The organism is Corynebacterium sp. 2571A, from assembly GCF_055700935.1.
The window spans coordinates 295,576-314,017 of the sequence record NZ_JASTTE010000001.1 but is presented as its reverse complement, the minus strand read 5'-3'; the positions used below and the strand labels follow the sequence as shown (position 1 = coordinate 314,017).

General features: G+C 65.8%; 20 protein-coding genes. 11 read left to right on the top strand and 9 right to left on the bottom strand.

Features of this window, described 5'->3' with window-relative positions:
- Window positions 1-17 precede the first annotated feature (17 nt).
- Complete coding sequence (locus QQS53_RS01575) at window positions 18-1,043, bottom strand: o-succinylbenzoate synthase (RefSeq protein WP_472774224.1); 1,026 nt, start codon at window positions 1,041-1,043, stop codon at window positions 18-20.
- 391 nt (window positions 1,044-1,434) lie between these two features.
- A complete protein-coding gene (locus QQS53_RS01570) occupies window positions 1,435-2,010 on the bottom strand; it encodes a hypothetical protein (RefSeq protein WP_472774223.1) in 576 nt (191 codons plus the stop codon).
- Window positions 2,011-2,230: 220 nt separating this feature from the next.
- Here QQS53_RS01570 and QQS53_RS01565 point away from each other — a divergent pair, with 220 nt between their 5' ends.
- Complete coding sequence (locus QQS53_RS01565; protein ID WP_472774222.1) at window positions 2,231-3,199, top strand: 1,4-dihydroxy-2-naphthoyl-CoA synthase; 969 nt, start codon at window positions 2,231-2,233, stop codon at window positions 3,197-3,199.
- Between the two features lie 3 nt (window positions 3,200-3,202).
- Here the strand turns inward: QQS53_RS01565 and QQS53_RS01560 are convergent, their stop codons facing one another.
- Complete coding sequence (locus QQS53_RS01560; RefSeq protein WP_472774221.1) at window positions 3,203-4,093, bottom strand: 3-hydroxyacyl-CoA dehydrogenase family protein; 891 nt, start codon at window positions 4,091-4,093, stop codon at window positions 3,203-3,205.
- A 115-nt stretch (window positions 4,094-4,208) separates the two neighbouring features.
- Between QQS53_RS01560 and QQS53_RS01555 the strand changes: the two genes are divergently transcribed.
- From QQS53_RS01555 to QQS53_RS01545, 3 genes are all read left to right on the top strand, one after another.
- The gene (locus QQS53_RS01555) at window positions 4,209-4,628 is read left to right on the top strand and encodes a DoxX family protein (protein WP_472774220.1); all 420 of its coding nucleotides are present in this window, start codon (window positions 4,209-4,211) and stop codon (window positions 4,626-4,628) included.
- 11 nt (window positions 4,629-4,639) lie between these two features.
- Window positions 4,640-5,791: an o-succinylbenzoate--CoA ligase gene (gene menE / locus QQS53_RS01550; protein ID WP_472774219.1), complete on the top strand. Its 1,152-nt coding sequence runs from the start codon at window positions 4,640-4,642 to the stop codon at window positions 5,789-5,791.
- 198 nt (window positions 5,792-5,989) lie between these two features.
- Window positions 5,990-7,258, top strand: a complete 1,269-nt coding sequence (locus tag QQS53_RS01545; RefSeq protein ID WP_472774218.1) for a DUF418 domain-containing protein — start codon at window positions 5,990-5,992, stop codon at window positions 7,256-7,258.
- A 15-nt stretch (window positions 7,259-7,273) separates the two neighbouring features.
- Here the strand turns inward: QQS53_RS01545 and QQS53_RS01540 are convergent, their stop codons facing one another.
- Entirely contained in the window at window positions 7,274-8,209 is a 936-nt protein-coding gene (locus QQS53_RS01540) for an aldo/keto reductase (protein ID WP_472774217.1), read from the bottom strand.
- 11 nt (window positions 8,210-8,220) lie between these two features.
- Window positions 8,221-8,907, bottom strand: coding sequence for a metal-dependent transcriptional regulator (locus tag QQS53_RS01535; protein ID WP_472774216.1), 687 nt, complete (start codon window positions 8,905-8,907; stop codon window positions 8,221-8,223).
- Between the two features lie 119 nt (window positions 8,908-9,026).
- On the opposite strand from QQS53_RS01535, the gene QQS53_RS01530 reads away from it, so the two are divergent.
- From QQS53_RS01530 to QQS53_RS01505, 6 genes are all read left to right on the top strand, one after another.
- A complete protein-coding gene (locus QQS53_RS01530) occupies window positions 9,027-9,977 on the top strand; it encodes a metal ABC transporter substrate-binding protein (protein WP_472774215.1) in 951 nt (316 codons plus the stop codon).
- Between the two features lies 1 nt (window position 9,978).
- Complete coding sequence (locus QQS53_RS01525; RefSeq protein WP_472774214.1) at window positions 9,979-10,746, top strand: metal ABC transporter ATP-binding protein; 768 nt, start codon at window positions 9,979-9,981, stop codon at window positions 10,744-10,746.
- Window positions 10,743-11,615 (top strand): metal ABC transporter permease, encoded by an 873-nt coding sequence (locus tag QQS53_RS01520; RefSeq protein ID WP_070768147.1) that lies wholly within the window; start codon window positions 10,743-10,745, stop codon window positions 11,613-11,615. The genes QQS53_RS01525 and QQS53_RS01520 overlap by 4 nt, the downstream gene beginning before the upstream one ends.
- Complete coding sequence (locus QQS53_RS01515) at window positions 11,612-12,448, top strand: metal ABC transporter permease (RefSeq protein ID WP_472774213.1); 837 nt, start codon at window positions 11,612-11,614, stop codon at window positions 12,446-12,448. Before QQS53_RS01520 ends, QQS53_RS01515 begins: the two co-directional genes overlap by 4 nt.
- A gap of 206 nt (window positions 12,449-12,654) precedes the next feature.
- Window positions 12,655-13,551, top strand: a complete 897-nt coding sequence (locus QQS53_RS01510; RefSeq protein ID WP_472774212.1) for a 1,4-dihydroxy-2-naphthoate polyprenyltransferase — start codon at window positions 12,655-12,657, stop codon at window positions 13,549-13,551.
- A 34-nt stretch (window positions 13,552-13,585) separates the two neighbouring features.
- Window positions 13,586-14,485, top strand: a complete 900-nt coding sequence (locus QQS53_RS01505; protein ID WP_290224564.1) for an AEC family transporter — start codon at window positions 13,586-13,588, stop codon at window positions 14,483-14,485.
- Here QQS53_RS01505 and QQS53_RS01500 read toward each other — a convergent pair.
- Window positions 14,482-14,736 (bottom strand): DUF4229 domain-containing protein, encoded by a 255-nt coding sequence (locus QQS53_RS01500; RefSeq protein ID WP_472772549.1) that lies wholly within the window; start codon window positions 14,734-14,736, stop codon window positions 14,482-14,484. The two genes, QQS53_RS01505 and QQS53_RS01500, sit on opposite strands and share 4 nt — an antisense overlap.
- Before the next feature lie 308 nt (window positions 14,737-15,044).
- Here QQS53_RS01500 and QQS53_RS01495 point away from each other — a divergent pair, with 308 nt between their 5' ends.
- Window positions 15,045-15,323, top strand: a complete 279-nt coding sequence (locus QQS53_RS01495) for a hypothetical protein (protein ID WP_472774211.1) — start codon at window positions 15,045-15,047, stop codon at window positions 15,321-15,323.
- A 29-nt stretch (window positions 15,324-15,352) separates the two neighbouring features.
- Here QQS53_RS01495 and QQS53_RS01490 read toward each other — a convergent pair whose 3' ends face one another.
- From QQS53_RS01490 to QQS53_RS01480, 3 genes are all read right to left on the bottom strand, one after another.
- Window positions 15,353-15,607 (bottom strand): helix-turn-helix domain-containing protein, encoded by a 255-nt coding sequence (locus tag QQS53_RS01490; protein ID WP_472774210.1) that lies wholly within the window; start codon window positions 15,605-15,607, stop codon window positions 15,353-15,355.
- A 70-nt stretch (window positions 15,608-15,677) separates the two neighbouring features.
- Window positions 15,678-16,715 carry a c-type cytochrome biogenesis protein CcsB gene (ccsB, locus tag QQS53_RS01485; protein ID WP_472774209.1) on the bottom strand — a complete coding sequence of 346 codons (1,038 nt, stop codon included), beginning with the start codon at window positions 16,713-16,715 and terminating at the stop codon, window positions 15,678-15,680.
- 80 nt (window positions 16,716-16,795) lie between these two features.
- Window positions 16,796-18,394, bottom strand: coding sequence for a cytochrome c biogenesis protein ResB (locus QQS53_RS01480; RefSeq protein WP_472774502.1), 1,599 nt, complete (start codon window positions 18,392-18,394; stop codon window positions 16,796-16,798).
- Window positions 18,395-18,442 lie beyond the last annotated feature (48 nt).

Below are 18,442 nucleotides of genomic sequence, written 5' to 3'. Positions count from 1 at the left end.
CCACCACAAGTCCCCTATTAGTCTTCCTGGGCAGGCACGAACTCCCAGGCCTGGCGCAGGCGCTCGAACCACCAGTCGCGGCGGTCCGCTGGGGCGGCCAAGGCGGCCAAGCGGTCCGGCTCCGGCACGGCGGCATCCACCTTGAGGCGCCCGTCGACGATTTCCCGGGGCGCGGTGACGTCCTCGAGGAACAGCGAGCCGGTCGCCAGCCCCGCTGCGGCCGGGGCGACGTCAATATCCTCGTCATCGGCAATCTTGGGCAGCGCCGCCACGGCCGCCAGGCCCATGCTGATGCCGACGGAGGTATCCAGCGCGGAGGCCACCGTGATGTCCATGTGCCTAGCGCGCAGCTCGCTGGCGATGCTCAGCACCCGGCGCACGCCACCCAGCGGCGCCGGCTTCACGACGGCCACGTCCGCGGCCTTCAGCTCGGCCACGCGGAACGGGTCCTCGACCTTACGGATGGACTCATCCGCGGCCACGCGCACGAAGATACCGCGGCGCATGAGCTGGTTGCGCACCGCGGCTAGTTCCTCGGCGGTCTGGCACGGCTGCTCCATGTAATCCAGCGGCATGAGGCGCTGCGCGGCCTCTACCGCCTGGTCCACGGTCCATCCGCAGTTGGCATCCACGCGCAGCACCGGCGTGGCCCCCGTGGCCGCGACGTGCTCGCGCACGGCCGCCACGCGCGCGATGTCATCATCCAGGGTCTGTCCCTTTTCCGCCACCTTAATCTTGAAGGTGGTGCAGCCCGGGTAGCGCTGCATGACCTCCGGGACCTGCTCCGCCGGCACCGCCGGGATCGTGCCGTTGACCTCAACCGTGTCCCGCAGCGGCACCGGGAAGCCCTGGTAGGCGGCCTCCAAACCGGCCTGCAACCAGTGCGCGGATTCTTCCGGCCCGTATTCCAGGAAGGGAGCGAACTCACCCCAGCCCTTCGGCCCGTCAATGAGCAGGGCCTCCCGGCGGGTCACCCCGCGGAACTTCACCGCCATGGGCAGCTGGACCACGTGAGCGCGGTCTAAAACATCATCAAGATTCATGTCCCCAGCCTACTGGGCAGGTACCGGGACTGAGCCTCGGGGAGGCAACATGGCATTTACTTCTCAAATTGCAGCCAGCGGATGCCCCAAGGCTCAGAAGCACCCGGAATAATTTAGGTAACACCCAAGTCAGGAGCCGTCTCGCTGGGTCCTCTGTACGAAAGACCTAATTAGCCTCATCACGAACAAGATTAGGAAAACCACTCCGCTAAATGCGGCCGCAGTAAACATTGCTTGTGCCTGTTCGAGGAGCCGAGTTGCTTCCTCTAATCCGGTTCCGGGGTGCAGATAAATGGAAGCATTATTCGTCGCATTAAATCCGATGGAAAATGCTACGCAGGCAACCAGTAGCGCTCCTAGCTCAATAATCAGAGAGATAAACTTCATGCGACTAACCTATGTTATGGCATTGCTCACCACGGAACTTGTCTGCCACAAACAAACGGGCGCACTGCTGAGATTCCGCCTTCACATGAACGTTTCTGGGACCATTATCGGCCACAGCGCCGAAGCCACAGCCCGCGTGATTCTGTCCCTTGAAGGTGCGGTGGATCTGCGCACCGCTACGATTCTGATAATCGACACGCCAGTTACAAATCGTTGAAGGGACTCGATACTGTACTCCTTCCGACTCGATATAGTTGCCGGAACCAATAATCCTGTGCTGCAGCTCTCCAGTAGTCACTTTAAAAGGCACACCGTTGAAAGTGAATCCAAACCCGTTGATGGGCTCATACCCAGAAGCACTCCGATCTTGAATTTTCCCAGACGGACTATCGCCCACCTCCGGAATATAATCGTACGCAGCTGGGTCAGTACTCTGAGCTTGTCCCCCATCGATAACTTGATGCAGCCTCTCGTGCTCAACCGGGGAAGAACCTGCCGCTTCCTCAGCACCGGCCATCCCCACAGGCATCACCGCAACCATGACTGCTGAAACAATATTTCCTATAACTTTCTTTGACATGCCCCACACACACTATTTCCCCCGCCTGCGATTCGCAACCGCTTTAGCTCCCCTTTAGTTGTGCGCTCTCGTCTACCCAGCAAGGCTGTGTTCATCACACCTAGAGAATCTGGAATTTCTTCGACCTACCTGAAGGAAAATTTGTCACTTTCCCCGAAGGTGGCTAAGACCGCGGGGCCACACCCGTTCCACCTCACCGGGATTGACTACAGTCGAGACCATGACTGAGCAAAGGAAATACAGCACGGACAACCCGTTCAAGGCCAAGCTGTGGGCGCCGGTTGCCGGCTTCGAGGACTTGACGGATGTGACCTACCACCGGCTGCGCGGGGATAGCCGGGCGGATGGGATTGTGCGCGTGGCGATTGACCGGCCGGAGGTGCGCAACGCTTTCCGGCCGCACACGGTGGATGAGCTGTACCGGGTGCTGGACCACGCGCGGCGCACGCCTGATGTGGGCACGGTGCTGCTGACTGGTAACGGGCCCAGCCAAAAGGACGGCGGCTGGGCGTTTTGTTCCGGCGGCGACCAGCGCATTCGTGGTCGCTCCGGGTACCGCTACGCCACGGAGCACGCGCACGATGACGCCACGGCGGATGAGTCCACGGTGGATACCGCGCGCGAGAAGGTCGAGGGCGGGCGCCTGCACATCCTGGAGGTCCAGCGCCTGATTCGAACCATGCCAAAGGTGGTTATCGCCGTGGTTAACGGCTGGGCGGCCGGCGGCGGGCACTCGCTGCACGTGGTCTGCGATATGACGGTGGCCAGCCGCCAGGAGGCGCGCTTCAAGCAGACAGACGCGGACGTCGGATCCTTCGACGCCGGTTTTGGTTCCGCCTACTTGGCCAAGATGGTTGGCCAGAAGTACGCGCGCGAGATCTTCTTCCTGGGCCGGACCTACGACGCCCAGCGGATGTACGAGATGGGCGCGGTCAACGAGGTCGCCGATCACGGCGAGCTCGAGGACGCGGCAATCCAGATGGGCCGCGAAATCAACATGAAGTCCCCCACCGCGCAGCGCATGTTGAAGTTCGCGTTCAACCTCACCGATGACGGCCTGATGGGCCAACAGGTCTTCGCCGGGGAGGCAACCCGCTTGGCCTATATGACCGATGAGGCGGTCGAGGGCAAGGAGGCCTTCCTCGAAAAGCGCGAGCCCAACTGGGACGACTTCCCCTACTACTACTAGCCGCTACTTCTGCAGCTGGCCGTTTTCCCAGCGGTAGAAGCCCTCGCCGGACTTCAGGCCGAGCTTGCCGTCGTCGACCATCTGGTCCAGCAGCTCCAGCGGGGCGTCGGGGGTCCAGGGCAGCTCGTCGTTGTAGTGGCGCTCGATGTTGCGCACGGTGTCCAGGCCGACGCGGTCCATCATCTCCACCGGGCCGACGGTGCCCTGGGTCAGTTCCTTGAAGGCGGCATCGATAGCTTCCGCATCGGAGACGCCCTCGCCCAAGACGGTGAGGACCTCACGCTTGATGGCGGCCCAGACGCGGTTGATAGCAAAGCCGGTGGACTCCTTGTACACCGGCACGACCTGCAGGCCGTAGGTGGCCATGTGCTCCAGCATGAAATCGAAGAGCTCCTGGTCGGTCTGGCCGGAGCCCATGATTTCGATAAAGTTCTGCACCGGCGGCATGGCGAAGTGCAGGTTCAAAAAGCGGGTCGGATCCTTGACGTGGTCAACGAAGGTGCTCGACGCGTAGGACGAGGAGTTGGTGGCCAACACTGCGTCGTCGTCCAGCGCGTCCTTGAGGCCCTCGTAGGTGTCGTTCTTGATGTCGACAACCTCGGGGACGGCCTCGATGACCAGCCAGGCACCGCGGGCGGCCTCGTTGTTGTCGTTGAAGTATGTGACCTCGCCGGCGGAAAAGCCGCCGCCCTTGGTCTCGTTGAAGTTGGCCACGTGGTCTTCCAGGTTGGCGTCGATATAGGCCTTGGCCTTATCGAGGGCCTCCGGGGAGACGGGGTCGGACAGGTGCACGACTCCGCCGCGGGCGGAAAGCATAAGGGAGATGCGCTGGCCTAAAACGCCAGCGCCGATGACTGCTACGGGACGGTTGCCAATATTCTTCGGAAGTGCCATAAGCCCAACCGTACGCTTAATAAATTTTGGTGTGCTTGCACTAATTTTATGGAGGTTTCAACAAATTTTCGTTCTGGGGTAGACAGCGGATTAGTTAAACTGTAAAGTGTCGGCCATGAGAATCAGCAGCTCCATCGCCCTCCTTGTTTCCCGTATTGTCTTAGGCATCATCCTCATTGGCCACGGCTGGCAGAAGTTCAGCGAGTGGGGAATTGCCGGTACCACCGACTCCTTCGACGCCATGGGCGTGCCGGCCGCCGGCCTGGCCGCCGTCGTGGCAGCCGTCATCGAATTCGTGGGCGGCATCCTCATCATCGCCGGCCTGTTCACCCGCTGGGTCAGCGGCCTGGTCGTCCTGCAGATGATCGGCGCCGGCATCTTCGCCAACCACTTCACCTCCGGCCTGTTCATCGACGGTGGCGGCTGGGAGCTCGTCGGCGCTATCGCCGCGGCCGCCCTCGCCTTCGTCGCCGTTGGCGCCGGCCAGATTTCCCTGGACCGCATCTTCTTCGGCAAACGCGCCGCCCGCGGCTAAACTATGTGACCGTGACTCATCTCCTCGCCCCGCTAGCCGTCCACCCCGACCGGCCCGCCGCCATCCTCCCCGACCTGGAGGCGGCGATAGCGGGGCATAAGTCTTTTCTGCCCGTGCCTGCCACGGACCGCGCCAAGACCACGGTGCTGACCAACTCCCAGCGCTGCGGCCAGCCCATCGACGCCGACATCGCCCTGGTGGTACCCACCTCCGGGTCCACGGGCACCCCGAAGGGCGCGCAGCTGACCGCGGTCAACCTGGTCGCCAGCGCGGACGCCACCCACCAGCGCCTGGGTGGGCCCGGCCAGTGGCTGCTGGCTATGCCCGCCCACCACATCGCCGGCCTCCAGGTCCTGGTCCGCTCGCTCGTCGCCGGCGTGGATCCCTGGTGTCTGGATCTGACCAACGGTTTTGACGTGGACGCCTTCGCCCACGCCGCCGCAGAACTCTCCCACACCGGGGATCGCCTTTACACCGGCCTGACCCCCATGCAGCTAGGCAAGGCCCTGGACTCCCTGGCCGGCATCGAGGCGCTGCGCGCCTTCGACGCCATCCTGGTCGGCGGGGCGGCCCTGCACCCGCAGCTCGCCGAGTCCGCGGCCAAGCTGGACATCGCCGTCGTGACCACCTACGGCTCCTCCGAGACCGCCGGCGGCTGCGTCTACGACGGCCAGGCCCTGCCCGGCACCCAGGTCACCGTGGATAACGGCCGCATCTACCTGGGCGGGCCCACCATCGCCCACGGCTACCGCAACGTGCCAGATCACCCGGCCTTCGCCCGGCCCGGCTGGTTCGCCACCTCCGACGGCGGCGTCCTCCACGGCCAGGGCGAGGCCGCCCGGCTGGAGGTCACTGGCCGCCTGGACAACATCATCGACTCGGGCGGGCTGAAGCTGCACCCCGAGGTGCTCGAGCGCGCCATCCAGTCCGTGCCCGGTGTCAATGACGCCTGCGTGGTCGGCGTGCCCCACCCGCGCCTGGGACAGGCCATCGTGGCCGCCTACACCGGCTGGGCCTCCCGCGGGGACATCATCGACGCGCTCGAGGAAGCCGCTACCCCGCGCTGGCAGCTACCCAAGGATCTGCGCCGGATGGACGAGCTTCCCACCACCGGCCCGGGCAAGGTCAACCGCCAGGAAATCATCCAGCTTTTCCGCGGCTAGTTGGCGGCGTTCTCCCGGCTGAACGCCTTTGTGCCCAGCTAGTTTCCCGCCAGCTGGGAAGGCCATGTCTAATCCATGCCACGCTACTGACAAACGGTGTCGTTTTCAGGGCCAGCACGCATGCTAGCCCCAGTGACTTTCCACCCGCCGCGTTTAGAGTTTCTGCTCAGTCAGTTCGAAGCAGAAAGAAGGCTCTAAATGAATAAAGGACACGGGACGCTGCCGGCGTCTCGCATCGTGGCCCTAGACGTCCTGCGCGGCGTCGCCATCCTGGGCACCTTGCTCACCAATATCTGGATCTTCGCCAACCTGGCGCGAGATTTCGACACCGTGCTCTCCACCTCCACCATGGCACGCGAGATCGCAAACTGGTTCACCGGCTCCGCCACCGGCCCGAAGGACGAGTTGCTCGTCGACTTCCTTCTCTACCTGATAAGCGACGGCAAGTTCCTCGGCCTGCTGACCATCATGTTCGGCATAGGCATGGAGATCCAGCGCCAGTCCGCGCTGCGCCGCGGCCGCACCTGGCCCGGCGGCTACCGCTGGCGCGCGGGCCTTCTGGTCCTCGAAGGCCTACTGCACTACATCTTCGTCTTCTCCTACGACGTGCTCATGGGCTACGGCCTCATCGCGCTGGTAGTGGCCGGGCTGCTCGCCCGCAGCGAGAAGGTCCAGAACTGGGCCATCGGGCTTTCTCTGAGCGCCCACCTGGTGGTCTTGGGTCTCATCACGGTGAGCAACTGGCAGGGCAAGCACGCGGCCGACATGGATCTCAACGCGATGGACGATGACGCAAACATCTGGGAGGAGCTCTTCCCGGACACCTCGCACTACTGGCCGATGGTCCAGGACCGCCTCGCGAATTTCTGGAGCGGGCGCTACGAGGTGGCCATCATGTTCGCCATGGGCATTGCCCTGTTCCTCATCGGCGCGCGCCTCTACCGCGCCGGCCTCTTCCTCCCCGCCCAGGGACGCCTGCGCCGCCGGGTGCTCCTGCTCGCCTTCGGCGTCGGCCTGCCCCTGGACTGGGCGCTGCGCTCCTTTGCCACCATGGACGCCAGCGCCATTACCCGCTACTTGACTTCCTCGTTCGTGGCCTTCGGAATCTTGGCCGCCGTGGCGGAGTTCTACGTGCGCAAGAACAACCACGCCGGCTTTATCGGCCGCTGCCTCCAAGCCGTCGGCCGAATGGCGCTGACCTGTTATATCCTGCAGAACATTCTGGCGTCCCTGATCTTCTACGACTTCGGCCTGGGGATCACCCACGCCATCTCCGGGCGGGGGCAGACCTGGTGGGTGCTGGGCATCTACCTGGGCATCTGCGCCTTCCTGGTGGCCTTTAGCCGCCTGTGGCTGGCCCGGTTCTCCCGCGGGCCCATCGAGCTGGTCTTGGCCGCCGCGCTGCGGCGCCTGGATTCCGGCAACGCCGAGGCCGCCCGGCAGCCCGTACCCGCCGTCGCCGGCTAGGGCTGGGCCGCCGGCTTAGTTTTCTAGGCCGGCGTCCATAAACGACAGGTGCTTGTCCGTGTAGCGCGCGCCGGCCACGGGGTGGGCGGCCACGGCGGCATCGACGGCCTCGACCTGGGCCGGGTCCAGCGGCTGCGCGGCCGCGTTGGCGCGGATGCGCGCCAGGTTGGTGCTGCCGGCCACCGGGTAGATGTCCGTGCCCTGGGCTAGCAGCCAGCCTAGCGCGAGCTGCGCCGGGGTCATCCCCCACTGCCCGGCCAGCGCGAAGAGGGCCTGAGCCAGCTGCCTATTGGCCGCGAAGTTCTCCGCGTGCAGGCGCGGCGACGAGGAGTCATCGTTCGGCTGGGCCGAGCCGGCTAAAAAGCCCTTGCCCAGCGGGGAATAGGCCATAAAATCCAGGCCCAGCTCGCGGGCGACCGGCAGGACGGTGGTCTCCGGGCCGCGGGTCCACAGGGAGTATTCGTGCTGGATCACGCTTAGCGGGCATTCCGCGTGCGCGCGACGGATGGTATCCGGGGCGGCCTCGCACAGGCCGAAGCGGGCGACCTTGCCTTCTTGGATGAGCTCGCCGACAGTACCCGCGACCTCCTCGATGGGCACCTGTGGGTCCACGCGGTGCTGGAGGTAGACGTCCAAGCGATCCCTCCCTAGGCGCCGCAGCGATCCCTCGGCGCTGGCTCGGATGACCTCCGGGCGGGAGTTGAGCCGGCCGGTCGGGGTGCCGTCTTCTATCTCCCAGCCGAATTTGGTGACCACGGTGCCCCGGCCGCCCAGGGCCTCGCCCAGCAGTTCCTCGCCGGTAAACGGGCCCTGGATCTCCGAGGTATCAAAGGTATCCACCCCGGCCTCCAGCGCGCCGCGCAGGACGTCGACCATCTCCGCCCGGCGCGGGGAATCCGGGTAGGAGTGCGGGGTCATGGAGGTACAGCCTAAAACTACGCGGGAAGTCATATCCGCCCAGTCTAGCTGTCTTTATCCGCCGGCCGGACGACCATTTCCCGGGCCACTCCCTCGGCCACGGTGAAGGTGGCACCGGCGGAGGTTTCCACCTCTAGCAGCCCGGCCATGGGGGCGGCGACCACGCGCACGGCCGATCCCGGGTGCACGGCGAAGCGATCGAGGTAGCGCAGCAGCTCCGGGTCGGAGTCGTTGACCTGCTCGAGGATCACCTGCGCCCCGGGTTCTGCCTGGGCAAGGCGTTGCGGCGACAGCGGCTCCGAACTGCCGTCGGCGCGCGGGATGGGATCGCCGTGCGGGTCGCGGACCGGGTGTCCCAGGTGGGCATCGATAGCGTCGACGAAGCGATCGGAGGTGGCGTGCTCCAGGGCGTCCGCTTCGGCGTGGACTTCGTCCCAGCTGTAGCCGAGCGTGCGCACCAGGAAAGTCTCTAGCAGGCGGTGGCGCCGCGCCATCACCACGGCCAGCTCGCGGCCGGCTGGGGTCAGGCCCACGCCGAAGTAGCGCTCGTGGACCACGAGCTCCTGCTTGGCCAGGCGCTTGACCGCCTCGGAGGCCGTGGGCAGCTTCTGCTGCAGCGCGGTGGCGAGCTCGCCTAGCGCCATGGGGGTGCCCTCGCCGTGGCGTTCCTCATAGTCCCACAGGACCTTCAGGTAGTCCTGCGTGCGTTCGGGCAGATCGCTGACATGCATGGGGGCTATTTTAGCTAGTTCGTTGCAGACCGCGGGGTTCACTGTGTACGGTCTTAGGTGTTCAACTAGTTGAACTCCGACATTCATTTCCATATTCTTGAAAGGAGGTGGCACCCACGGTGAAACGTCGCACTTCCCTGGCCGCTACGGCCCTGACGTTGGCTACCCTGACTGCCACCCTGACCGCCTGCTCGTCCGACTCCGCGGAATCCGCCGGATCGGCGGGCAGCGCGGGCAAACCCCTGACCGTCTTCGCCACCACCGGCTACCTGGCCGACGCCGTGCACAACATCGCCCCGGACGCCGAGGTCACCACCATGGTCGGCCCGGGCGGCGACCCGCACACCTACCAGCCCACCACCCAGGACATGGAGGCCATGCGCGACGCCGACCTGGTCCTGTGGAACGGCCTGCACCTGGAGGCCCAGATGATCGACCAGCTCGAGTCCCTGGGCGACAAGCAGCTGGGCGTCGGCGAGAAGCTCGACAAGCGCGACCTGTTGCCCTGGCCGGAACAGGGCCCGGAGGGCGAAAAGCTCTACGACCCGCACATCTGGAACAGCCCGCAGCTGTGGTCCCAGGTGGTCGACGAAATCGGCGACAAGCTCGGCGAAATCGACGCGGACAACGCCGCGGATTACGAAAAGGCCGCCGACTCTTACGAAGACAAGATCGCCGACGCCCACTCGAAGGCAGAAAAGGCGCTCGAGGGCGCCGACCCGCGCGTGCTGATCACCGGCCACGACGCCTTCAACTACTTCGGCAAGACCTTCAACTTCGAGGTCCACGCCACGGACTTCGTCACCACCGAGGCCGCGCTGTCGCCGACGCAGATCTCCGAGCTGGCTGACACCATCGCCAAGGAGAAGGTGCCGGTTATCTTCCAGGACAACCAGGCCAATCCGCAGGCCATTACCTCTTTGAAGGAGGCGGTCCACTCCCGCGGCTGGGACGTTCACGTCTCCGACCAGGAGCTTTTCGCCGATACCCTGGGCCCGACCGCGCCGACGGACACCTACCTGGGCGCCTTCCAGCACAACGCCGAGGCCGTTGCGGAGGCGCTGTCCTAAAATGTCCACGCTTCACCAGGTGCCGCGGGCACGCAGCAACAACGACTGCGACCGGGCGATGCTCCGCGTCAGCCACCTGACCGCCGGCTACGGCCGGCACGCAATTCTGGAAGACGCCTCCTTCGCGCTGCGCCGCGGGGCGATTACGGGCCTGGTCGGCGCCAACGGCGCGGGCAAGTCCACGCTGGTCAAGACCCTCACCGGGTTGATCAAGCCGTTGGCGGCGGACGAGCTGTCCTTCGACGGGCAGTCCCTCGACCACTTCCGCCAGCGGCTGGGTTATATGCCCCAACACACGGACGTCGACTGGCAGTTCCCCGCCACCGTGGCCGATGTCGTGCGCATGGGCCGGCTGCCGCGCCTGCGCTGGTGGCAGTGGCCCGGCCGCGCGGACCGCCAGGCCGCGACGAAGGCTCTGCAAGAAACCGGGATGGATAGCCATGCGCGCATGCCCATCGGGCAACTGTCCGGCGGGCAGCGCCAGCGCACGCTTCTGGCGCGCACCCTGGTGAACGATCCCGACCTGCTCATCCTGGACGAGCCCTTTGCCGGCGTGGACGCCGCCAGCCAGGACGCCATCATGTCCATCATCCGCGCCCGGCGCGACGACGGCGCCGCGGTCCTGCTGGTCCACCACAACCTCGCGGAGGTCACCCACTACTGCGACGACGTGGTAGCCCTCGGCCACGGCCGCGTGCTGGCCACCGGCCCGGTGGCTGAGGCCCTGCAGGATTCCGTGGTCAATGAGATGTTCGGGCTGCCTGCATGAACCCGCTAGATCTCTTAGACAACTACACCTACACGCAGGCCCTCGTTGGCACCGTGGGCCTGGGCGTGTGCGCCGGGGCGCTGGGGCCGCTGATTTACCTGCGGCGCCAGTCGCTGCTGGCGGATGCGATTTCGCACTCCGCCCTACCCGGCCTGCTCGTCGCCTTCCTCGCCGCCACCATGCTGGGGCTCAACGGCCGTAACCCGCTGGCGCTCGTCGTCGGCTCGGTGCTTTCCGGGGTGCTCGCCGTGGCGATCATCAACGCCCTAGTACGCCGCACCCCGCTGCGCCCGGACGCGGCCATGGCGGCCACCTTAACCACATTCTTCTCACTCGGCATGCTGTTGATGCAGTACATTTCCCGCCATCCCCTGCCCGGCAAGGCCGGCATCCAGGACTACCTGCTGGGGAATGCCTCCACCCTCACGCGCGCCGATGTGAGCCTCATACTCGTCATTGGCGTCGGCACATTGTTGATTCTTTCTTGGGTACACGATAAACAGTCTGCCGTCGTCTTTGACGTCTCCTTTGCACAGGTGGCCGGCCTGCCCGTTCGGGTGCTGGACTGGTTAAGCTTCCTCGCGCTCACGGTGGTCACGGTCTCCGGGGTCAAGGTCTCCGGCGTGGTGTTGATGGTGGCCGTGGTCATCGCCCCGGCCGCCGCCGCCCGGCAGTGGACCACCCGCCTGCTCCCGTTCATCGCCCTGTCCGCCGCCTTCGGCGGGCTGGCCGCCGCGGTCGGGTGCTACATCTCCATCGCCTACGGACCGCTGCCCACCGGCCCGGTCATCGTCCTCGTCCAGGCCGCCCTCGTGGCCGTATCCTTCGCCCGCACGGGCCTTAACCGCCGCCAGGAGGTGCGCGCATGAGTCTCGCTTTCTCCGCCTGCTTGCTGGCCATCCTCACCTCGCTGGCCTGCGCTATCCCCGGGATTTTCGTGGTGTTAAAGGGCGAGTCCATGGTCATCGACGGCATCGGCCACGCGGTGCTGCCCGGTATCGCCGTGGGCTACCTGTTCACCGCGGATATCGGCTCCCCCTGGCTCCTGCTGACCGCCGCGCTCGGCGGGCTGGCCGTCGCCCTGCTCACCGAGTGGCTCGGCCGCGCCAAGCTGGTCACCGGCGATGCCTCCCTAGGCCTGGTATTCCCCGCCCTCTTCGCCTTCGGCACCATCCTGATTTCGACCAAGATGAGTCACGTCCACCTGGACGTGCACACCGTGCTGGTGGGGGATCTCAACCTGGCGGTTTTCGCCAACCCGAATTACCTCTGGGTCATGCTGACCGTTCTTATCATCAACGCCGCCTTTGTCGCCGTGGCTTTCCCGCGGCTGACGGCTAGCTCCTTCGATGCCGAGTTCTGCCGCATCCAGGCAATAGGCGGCCGCGGCCTGCACACCGCGTTCATGGCCTTGGTGGCGTTCAGCGCCACCGCGGCCTTCCACGCCGCCGGCGCCATGCTGGTCATCGCGCTCATGGTCTTCCCCGCCATCACCGCCCGGCTGCTGGCCCACCGCGTGCTGCCCATGCTGGGGCTCGCCTGCCTGGTAGCAACCGGCACGGCCATCGCCGGCTTCTGGGCCGCCTACCACCTCCAGGCTGCCACCTCCGCCGCCATGACCGTAGCCAACGCCGTCGTCTTCGCCGCTGCTCTCGGTGTCTATGCGTGGCGCAGCCGGCAGAACACCCGACGCCGCATCTGAGCACAGTGGAGCCCGACTGCTACACCAGCTTCCCACTCAACTTCCCGCTTAACATAACACTGTGGGAAGTTAAGTGGGAAGTTAAGTGGGAAGTTAACTTCGACGGGTCGGAACTAGCACTTTCGGGAGGGGCGGTGGGGATTCCGGCTGGCTCCGGGACGGTAGTTGGTTAAAGCGCTAACCGAGCGCGTGGCACAATGGGCGGTATGTCAGCTGCTGGAAAGAAGTACTCCGCCACCCGCGCGGATTGGATTGAAGGGGCCCGGCCGCACACCTGGGCCAACGCTTTCGCCCCGGTCGTCGCCGGCACCGGCGCGGCGGCCTCGCTGGGGCAGGCCCACCTCGGGCGGGCCCTGCTCGCGCTCGTCGTGGCCTGGGCGCTCATCATCGGCGTCAACTTTGCCAACGACTATTCCGACGGCATCCGTGGCACCGACGATGACCGTTCCGGCCCGCAGCGGCTCACCGGCGGCGGGCTCGCTAAGCCCGCCCACGTCAAGTTTGCCGCCTTCGGCTGCTTCGCCGTGGCCGGTGCCGCCGGCATCATCCTGTCCCTGTGGGCAGGCGCCTGGTGGTTCATCCTCGTCGGCGCGCTGTGCATCGCCGGCGCGTGGTTTTATACCGGCGGCAAAAACCCCTACGGTTACCGCGGACTCGGCGAGGTCGCCGTCTTCGTCTTCTTCGGGCTGGTGGCCGTGCTGGGCACCGAGTTCACCCAGGCCGGCCGCATCTCCTGGACCGGCCTCGCCCTGGCCGTGGGCATCGGCGCGATGAGCTCCGCGGTCAACCTGGCCAACAACATCCGGGACATCCCCTCGGACGCCGCCACCGGCAAGATCACCTTGGCCGTCACCCTGGGCAACGAGCGCGCCCGCCTGCTGTTTACCGTGCTCCTGTTGTTGCCGGTACTGCTGACCATCGGCATCGCCTTCGACTCCTGGCTGGCACTGCTGGGCCTGGTCTACTTCCCGTTCGCGCTCGGCGCGGTGCGCACCGTCAACCGCGGCGCCCAGGGCCGGCAGCTCATCCCAGTCCTCGGCATGGCCGGCCGGGCCATGCTCATCTGGGCCGTGGTCGTGGCCATCGCGCTGGTCATCGTCTAGGCAACAAACACCGACTGCAGGAAAGGTGCGCTAGATGCTAGGAGTTATCACCGGGTTCGCCATCATCCTGGCCGTCATCTTCGTCGGCTGGGTGCTCGCCGTGCGCGGGGTCATCGGCTCCGACCGCGAGCGCCTGATGTTCAACCGGGTGGCCTTCTACGCCGCGACCCCGGCTCTGCTCTTCCACTCCGTGGCGCGCTCGGATCCCGGGGTGGTCTTCTCCCCGGTCATCCTGGTAGTCATCGGGGCGACCGTGGTGGTCGCCGCCGTCTACGCGGCCCTGCACTTCCGCCAGTCCCTGCCGGATATCGCCTCCGGCGCGGCCGCGGCCAGCTACTTCAACTCCGTCAACATCGGCCTGCCGGTGAGCACCTACGTGCTGGGCGATTCCACGTACGCCATCCCCGTCGTCTTTATCCAGATGGTCTTGTTCACCCCGCTCATCCTGGGCGCACTCGGCGGCAAGTCCCTGCTGGGCGGGATCAAGACCGGGCTGCTCTCCCCCATGGTGGTGGCCAGCTTCCTGGGCTTTATCGTGGCCTGGCGCGGCTGGGAAATCCCCGCGCCCATCATGGAGCCCATCGGCCTGCTGGGCGGGGCGTCCATCCCCATGATCCTGATGAGCTTCGGCGCCTCCCTGAAGACCTCCGGGGTGCTTTCTGATCCCTCCGCGCGCCGCCCCACCGCGACGGCGACGCTCCTGAAACTGGTGGGCATGCCGCTGGCGGCCTTCGGCCTGGCGAGCATCTTCGGCCTGAGCGCCGACGCCACCTACGCCGCCGTTATTCTCTGCGCGCTGCCCACGGCCCAGCAGGTCTACAACTACGCGGCCACCTTCCAACGCGGCCAGACCGTTGCCCGCGACGTCGTCTTCCTGACCACCTTCGCCGCACTGCCGGTGATGCTGGTGATAGCCTTCCTCTTCGGCCGCTAGTTACGGCCGGCCAGCTCGCGCTGGACCCAGGCCTTGTGGGCCTTGCGCTGGCGGGAGTACTCGGCCAGCGAATTCGTGGCCTCCAGCCGCCACTTGGTGAAGATGAGCATCGACAGCGGCAGCGCCAGGAACAGGGCCAACAGCGCGGAGAAGATCAACGGCACCGGGGCGCCAATGAGCATAGCCAGGCCCTGGATGACCACCGTCAGGACCAGGAAGAGAACCAGGCGGGCCAGACCGTACTTGGCCATCGCCTTGCGCGAGGCAGAGCGCAGCTCCGGGTCGGGCTTGGGCGGCTCGTGCTCGCCCAGCTCCCCCGCGCCAGCAGTGGCCGCATCGGCAGGCTGGGCCGCACCCGCCTGGCCGGCAGGACGGGCGGCGCCGGCCGGGGTGGCCGGGGTGGCATCGTGAGCCGGGGCCGACTGAGGAGTCGATTCCGGGGTCGGTTCCGGGGCCGCCGCGGGGCGATTCTGGGCTTCGTTATCGTGGGCTGACACGTCAGACATTTTACCTTCGCCTAAGCTAGTCGGTTAATTTTTGGTTAAGTACTATGGAGGGCATGGGACGCCTCATCCTTCTCCTCCTCATCGTTGCCGCCGTCATCCTAGTCTGGAAGGCCTTCGGCCCCGGCACGTGGGGCAAGCGCTCCGAAATCCAGGCGGATAACCGCGCCCCAAGCCCCAAGCAAATCAAGGGCCCGGATGATGACGAAGAGTTCCTGTGGAACATTGAGAAGCAGCGCTTCAAGGAGCGCCGCGCGCGGGAGGCTCGGGAGGCCGAGCAGCGCCGCCAGCAGGAACGCCAGCGCCGGCAGCAGCCCCCGCAGGACGAGGCCTAAGACCCATATAGGCCCGGTGTGGGCCCGGGCTACTCGGACTGGTCTTTGAACGTGAGCTCCAGGCCCAGCGCCTGGGCCACGGCCGCGACCTTTTCCCACCGCACGCCCGTGCCGCCGTGCTCGATGGTGTGCAGCGTCGAGCGGGACACGCCCGCGTTATCGGCGAGCTGTTGCTGCAGGATGCCGCGCTCCCGGCGGCACCGGGCCAGGTACTCGCCCAAGTGCAGCAGCTGCGGGTTGTCCCCGGCCGGCTTGCCGGGCTTGTTACGAGTGCGGTTTTCCATTCGGTAGACCTCCCGCCACCAATCGCGGCAGTAGTGAGCTAGTGGGAGTGAGCTAGTCGGAAGCTCGCGGCTAGTTCAGGCCCGCGTACGAGTGCAGGCCAGAGACCACCATGTTAATGAAGAACAGGTTGAAGATCATGGTGGCCAACGCCAGGATGTTGACCCACGGCGCGAACTTGCGGACCGAGGGGGTCGCGCGCATGTGCAGGTAGGCCGCGTAGAGAATCCAGGTGGCAAAGGAGACGGTCTCCTTCGGGTCCCAGCCCCAGTAACGGCCCCACGCGGACTCCGCCCAGATTGCGCCCAGGACAATGCCTAACCCCAGGGTGGGCAGGGTGATAACCGCCAGGCGGTAGGCCAGCTGGTCCAGCTTCTTCGCCGAGGGCAAAATCATCGCGATGGTGCCCAGGAAGCCATGCTCCTGGCCCTTGGGCTGCGCGCGGCGCAGCAGGTACAAAATCGAGGCGATGCCGGAGACAATACCGATGGACGCGCCCACGGAGACCGTGGTGACGTGGATGGGCAGCCAGTGCGACTGCAGCGCCGGGACGACCGGGGCGGACTCCGCGTACAGCTTGGTAGAGCCGTAGAACAGCAGGGCCAACATCGGGGTCAGCAGCCACGGCCACAGCGGGCGCCACTGCTTGCGCTGCAGGGAAACAGCGGCGACCACCATGGTGCCGGCGGTGACCATCAGCACGTACTCGTAGAGGTTGCCAAACGGGAAACGGCCGGTGGCCAGGCCGCGCAGGATAATCGCCACCAGGTGCAGGACCACGGCCACCCAGATGAGCGACTGGGTCATGTTGCCGATCTTGTCGGCGCGGCGCTCGCGGTGCGCGACCTCGTCCGCAGTCGGGGCGGGCTCGGCGCCCGACGCCCCGACGGGGGTGGCGGCGGCGTCGCTAGACCCGGCGCCCACCGCGGCGAGCTCCTTGTTTTCCTTGCGGCCCTGCGCCACACCTTTCTGAGCCGCGCGGCGGGTCTCCAAGAGGCTCTTCATGCGCCCGTAGTACACCAGGGACATGAAAAGGGCGACGATATAGACGACAAACGCGGTCTGTACCGCGATGTCCGAAAAGTTCGACAGGTTCTGATCGACCGGCATACACACCTACTCTGACAGATTGCGTTCGCAGATTAGACTACCCCTGGCCAGCACGGGAATCCAACTTTAGATTGACAGGATTATTTGTCTTCGAATTCGAAGAGCTCCTCCTCTTCCGTCTCCTCCGGATCGGGCAGCTCCAGCAGCTCACGGTAGAGCACGTGGAACTCTTCCGACCAGCCGGCCCGGTCCGTGCGCGACAGGCCCGCCATCTCAATGGAAGTCGTGCCGTCGGCGTTCTGACGCAGGCGCACCCAGACGCGGCGGCGCTTGATGACCAGCGAGCCGACCAGGGAGGCCAGCATGACCAGTGCGGAGACGAGCACCCAGAACTGCATCGGGTCGTAGGAGACCTGGTAGTTGGCGAATTCGTTAGCGCCGTCGAAGGTGACCTTGGTGCCGTCGTCGAGCGTGACCGACTCGCCCATCCCCAGGTTGACGCGCTCCAGCTTCTGTAGCGCACCCGAGTGCATCAGCGTCGAGTCCAGGGAGAAGATGGACTGCGCCGTGCCGGTGTCCAGGCCCGCGTCGCCGCGGTAGATGTCGATAGCCAGCGCCGGGTCCATCATGGACGGGAAGGACGAGGACAATAGCTCGCCGTTCTCGCCGGACCAGCTGGCCGTCGGCGCGAACAGCCCCTGGATGGCCAGCTGGTTCTGGCGGCGCTCATAGAGGTCCGGGTACATGCCGGCCGGCGGGTCGAAGCGCATGGCGCCCGAGGACAGGAAGTTGGTCAGATCGTCCGGGCGGAACTGCATGGTCTGCGTGCGCTTTTCCCCGTCCGGCCACTCCACCGTCACGGTGGGCGCGAAGCCGTGGCCCTGCAGGTAGACGCGGTTATTGGCCAGGCGCAGCGGGTGGTTGACCTTGAGCTCGTAGTCGTCCCACTTATCCTCGCTGGCGTAGATGTCCTCGCCCTCGGCGTAGGAGACGTTCGAGGTAAACATCTCCGCCTGCCCGTTCGGCAGGTAGTCCGCGGTGAAGTCGTGGGCGACCAGGCAGAAGGGGTGCAGGCCCGTGCCGTCGAAGAGCGGGCCGGCGCGGAAGGAGTCGTAATTCGACGTCGAGGTGTTGCAGAACTCGGTGGACTGCTCGGCATCGGAGGCAGAAACGTGCTTGCCGGACTCGGTGACCACGATGACCTGGCCCTCGTAGTAGACCATCCGGCCCACGGCGATGGTAACCAGCATGGCCACGAGCGCGACGTGGAAAATCAGGTTAGCCAGCTCGCGGGAGTAGCCGCGCTCGGCGGAAAAAGACAGCGCCCCGGCGCGATCCTCGCCCGGCTCGTAGCGGGCCACGCGCCAGCGCTTGAACATCGCCTGGGTCTTGTCGCTGAGCTCCTCGATGCCGCGCTCCGAAGTGCCCTCGGCGTGCAGCGGCATGCGGGTCAGGAACTTGGGCGGGCGGGTCGGCTGGGTCTTCCACGCCTTGTAGTGATCCCACGAGCGCGGCAGGATGCAGCCGATGAGCGAGATGGTCAGCAGCACGAAGATGGCGATGAACCACGTGGAGGAGAAGACGTCGAAAAGCTGCAGCTTGTCGTAGATCTCGGCGATGGTGCCGTTGGTCTCAATGAACTCGTTGACGTTGGCCTCGTTGAGGTCGCGCTGCGGCAGCAGGGAGCCGGGGATCGCGGCGACCGCCAGCAAAAACAGCAGCGCCAAGGCGGTGCGCATACTGGTCAGCCAGTTCCAGCCCCGCTTGAGCCAGGTGCCGATCTGTTT

Coding starts and splice junctions, on each gene's coding strand:
- QQS53_RS01575 (WP_472774224.1), bottom strand. CDS start 1,043: ATGAATCTTGATGATGTTTTAGACCGCGCTCACGTGGTCCAGCTGCCC.
- QQS53_RS01570 (WP_472774223.1), bottom strand. CDS start 2,010: ATGTCAAAGAAAGTTATAGGAAATATTGTTTCAGCAGTCATGGTTGCG.
- QQS53_RS01565 (WP_472774222.1), top strand. CDS start 2,231: ATGACTGAGCAAAGGAAATACAGCACGGACAACCCGTTCAAGGCCAAG.
- QQS53_RS01560 (WP_472774221.1), bottom strand. CDS start 4,093: ATGGCACTTCCGAAGAATATTGGCAACCGTCCCGTAGCAGTCATCGGC.
- QQS53_RS01555 (WP_472774220.1), top strand. CDS start 4,209: ATGAGAATCAGCAGCTCCATCGCCCTCCTTGTTTCCCGTATTGTCTTA.
- QQS53_RS01545 (WP_472774218.1), top strand. CDS start 5,990: ATGAATAAAGGACACGGGACGCTGCCGGCGTCTCGCATCGTGGCCCTA.
- QQS53_RS01540 (WP_472774217.1), bottom strand. CDS start 8,209: ATGACTTCCCGCGTAGTTTTAGGCTGTACCTCCATGACCCCGCACTCC.
- QQS53_RS01535 (WP_472774216.1), bottom strand. CDS start 8,907: ATGCATGTCAGCGATCTGCCCGAACGCACGCAGGACTACCTGAAGGTC.
- QQS53_RS01525 (WP_472774214.1), top strand. CDS start 9,979: ATGTCCACGCTTCACCAGGTGCCGCGGGCACGCAGCAACAACGACTGC.
- QQS53_RS01520 (WP_070768147.1), top strand. CDS start 10,743: ATGAACCCGCTAGATCTCTTAGACAACTACACCTACACGCAGGCCCTC.
- QQS53_RS01515 (WP_472774213.1), top strand. CDS start 11,612: ATGAGTCTCGCTTTCTCCGCCTGCTTGCTGGCCATCCTCACCTCGCTG.
- QQS53_RS01510 (WP_472774212.1), top strand. CDS start 12,655: ATGTCAGCTGCTGGAAAGAAGTACTCCGCCACCCGCGCGGATTGGATT.
- QQS53_RS01505 (WP_290224564.1), top strand. CDS start 13,586: ATGCTAGGAGTTATCACCGGGTTCGCCATCATCCTGGCCGTCATCTTC.
- QQS53_RS01500 (WP_472772549.1), bottom strand. CDS start 14,736: ATGGCCAAGTACGGTCTGGCCCGCCTGGTTCTCTTCCTGGTCCTGACG.
- QQS53_RS01495 (WP_472774211.1), top strand. CDS start 15,045: ATGGGACGCCTCATCCTTCTCCTCCTCATCGTTGCCGCCGTCATCCTA.
- QQS53_RS01490 (WP_472774210.1), bottom strand. CDS start 15,607: ATGGAAAACCGCACTCGTAACAAGCCCGGCAAGCCGGCCGGGGACAAC.
- ccsB (WP_472774209.1), bottom strand. CDS start 16,715: ATGCCGGTCGATCAGAACCTGTCGAACTTTTCGGACATCGCGGTACAG.
- QQS53_RS01480 (WP_472774502.1), bottom strand. CDS start 18,394: ATGCGCACCGCCTTGGCGCTGCTGTTTTTGCTGGCGGTCGCCGCGATC.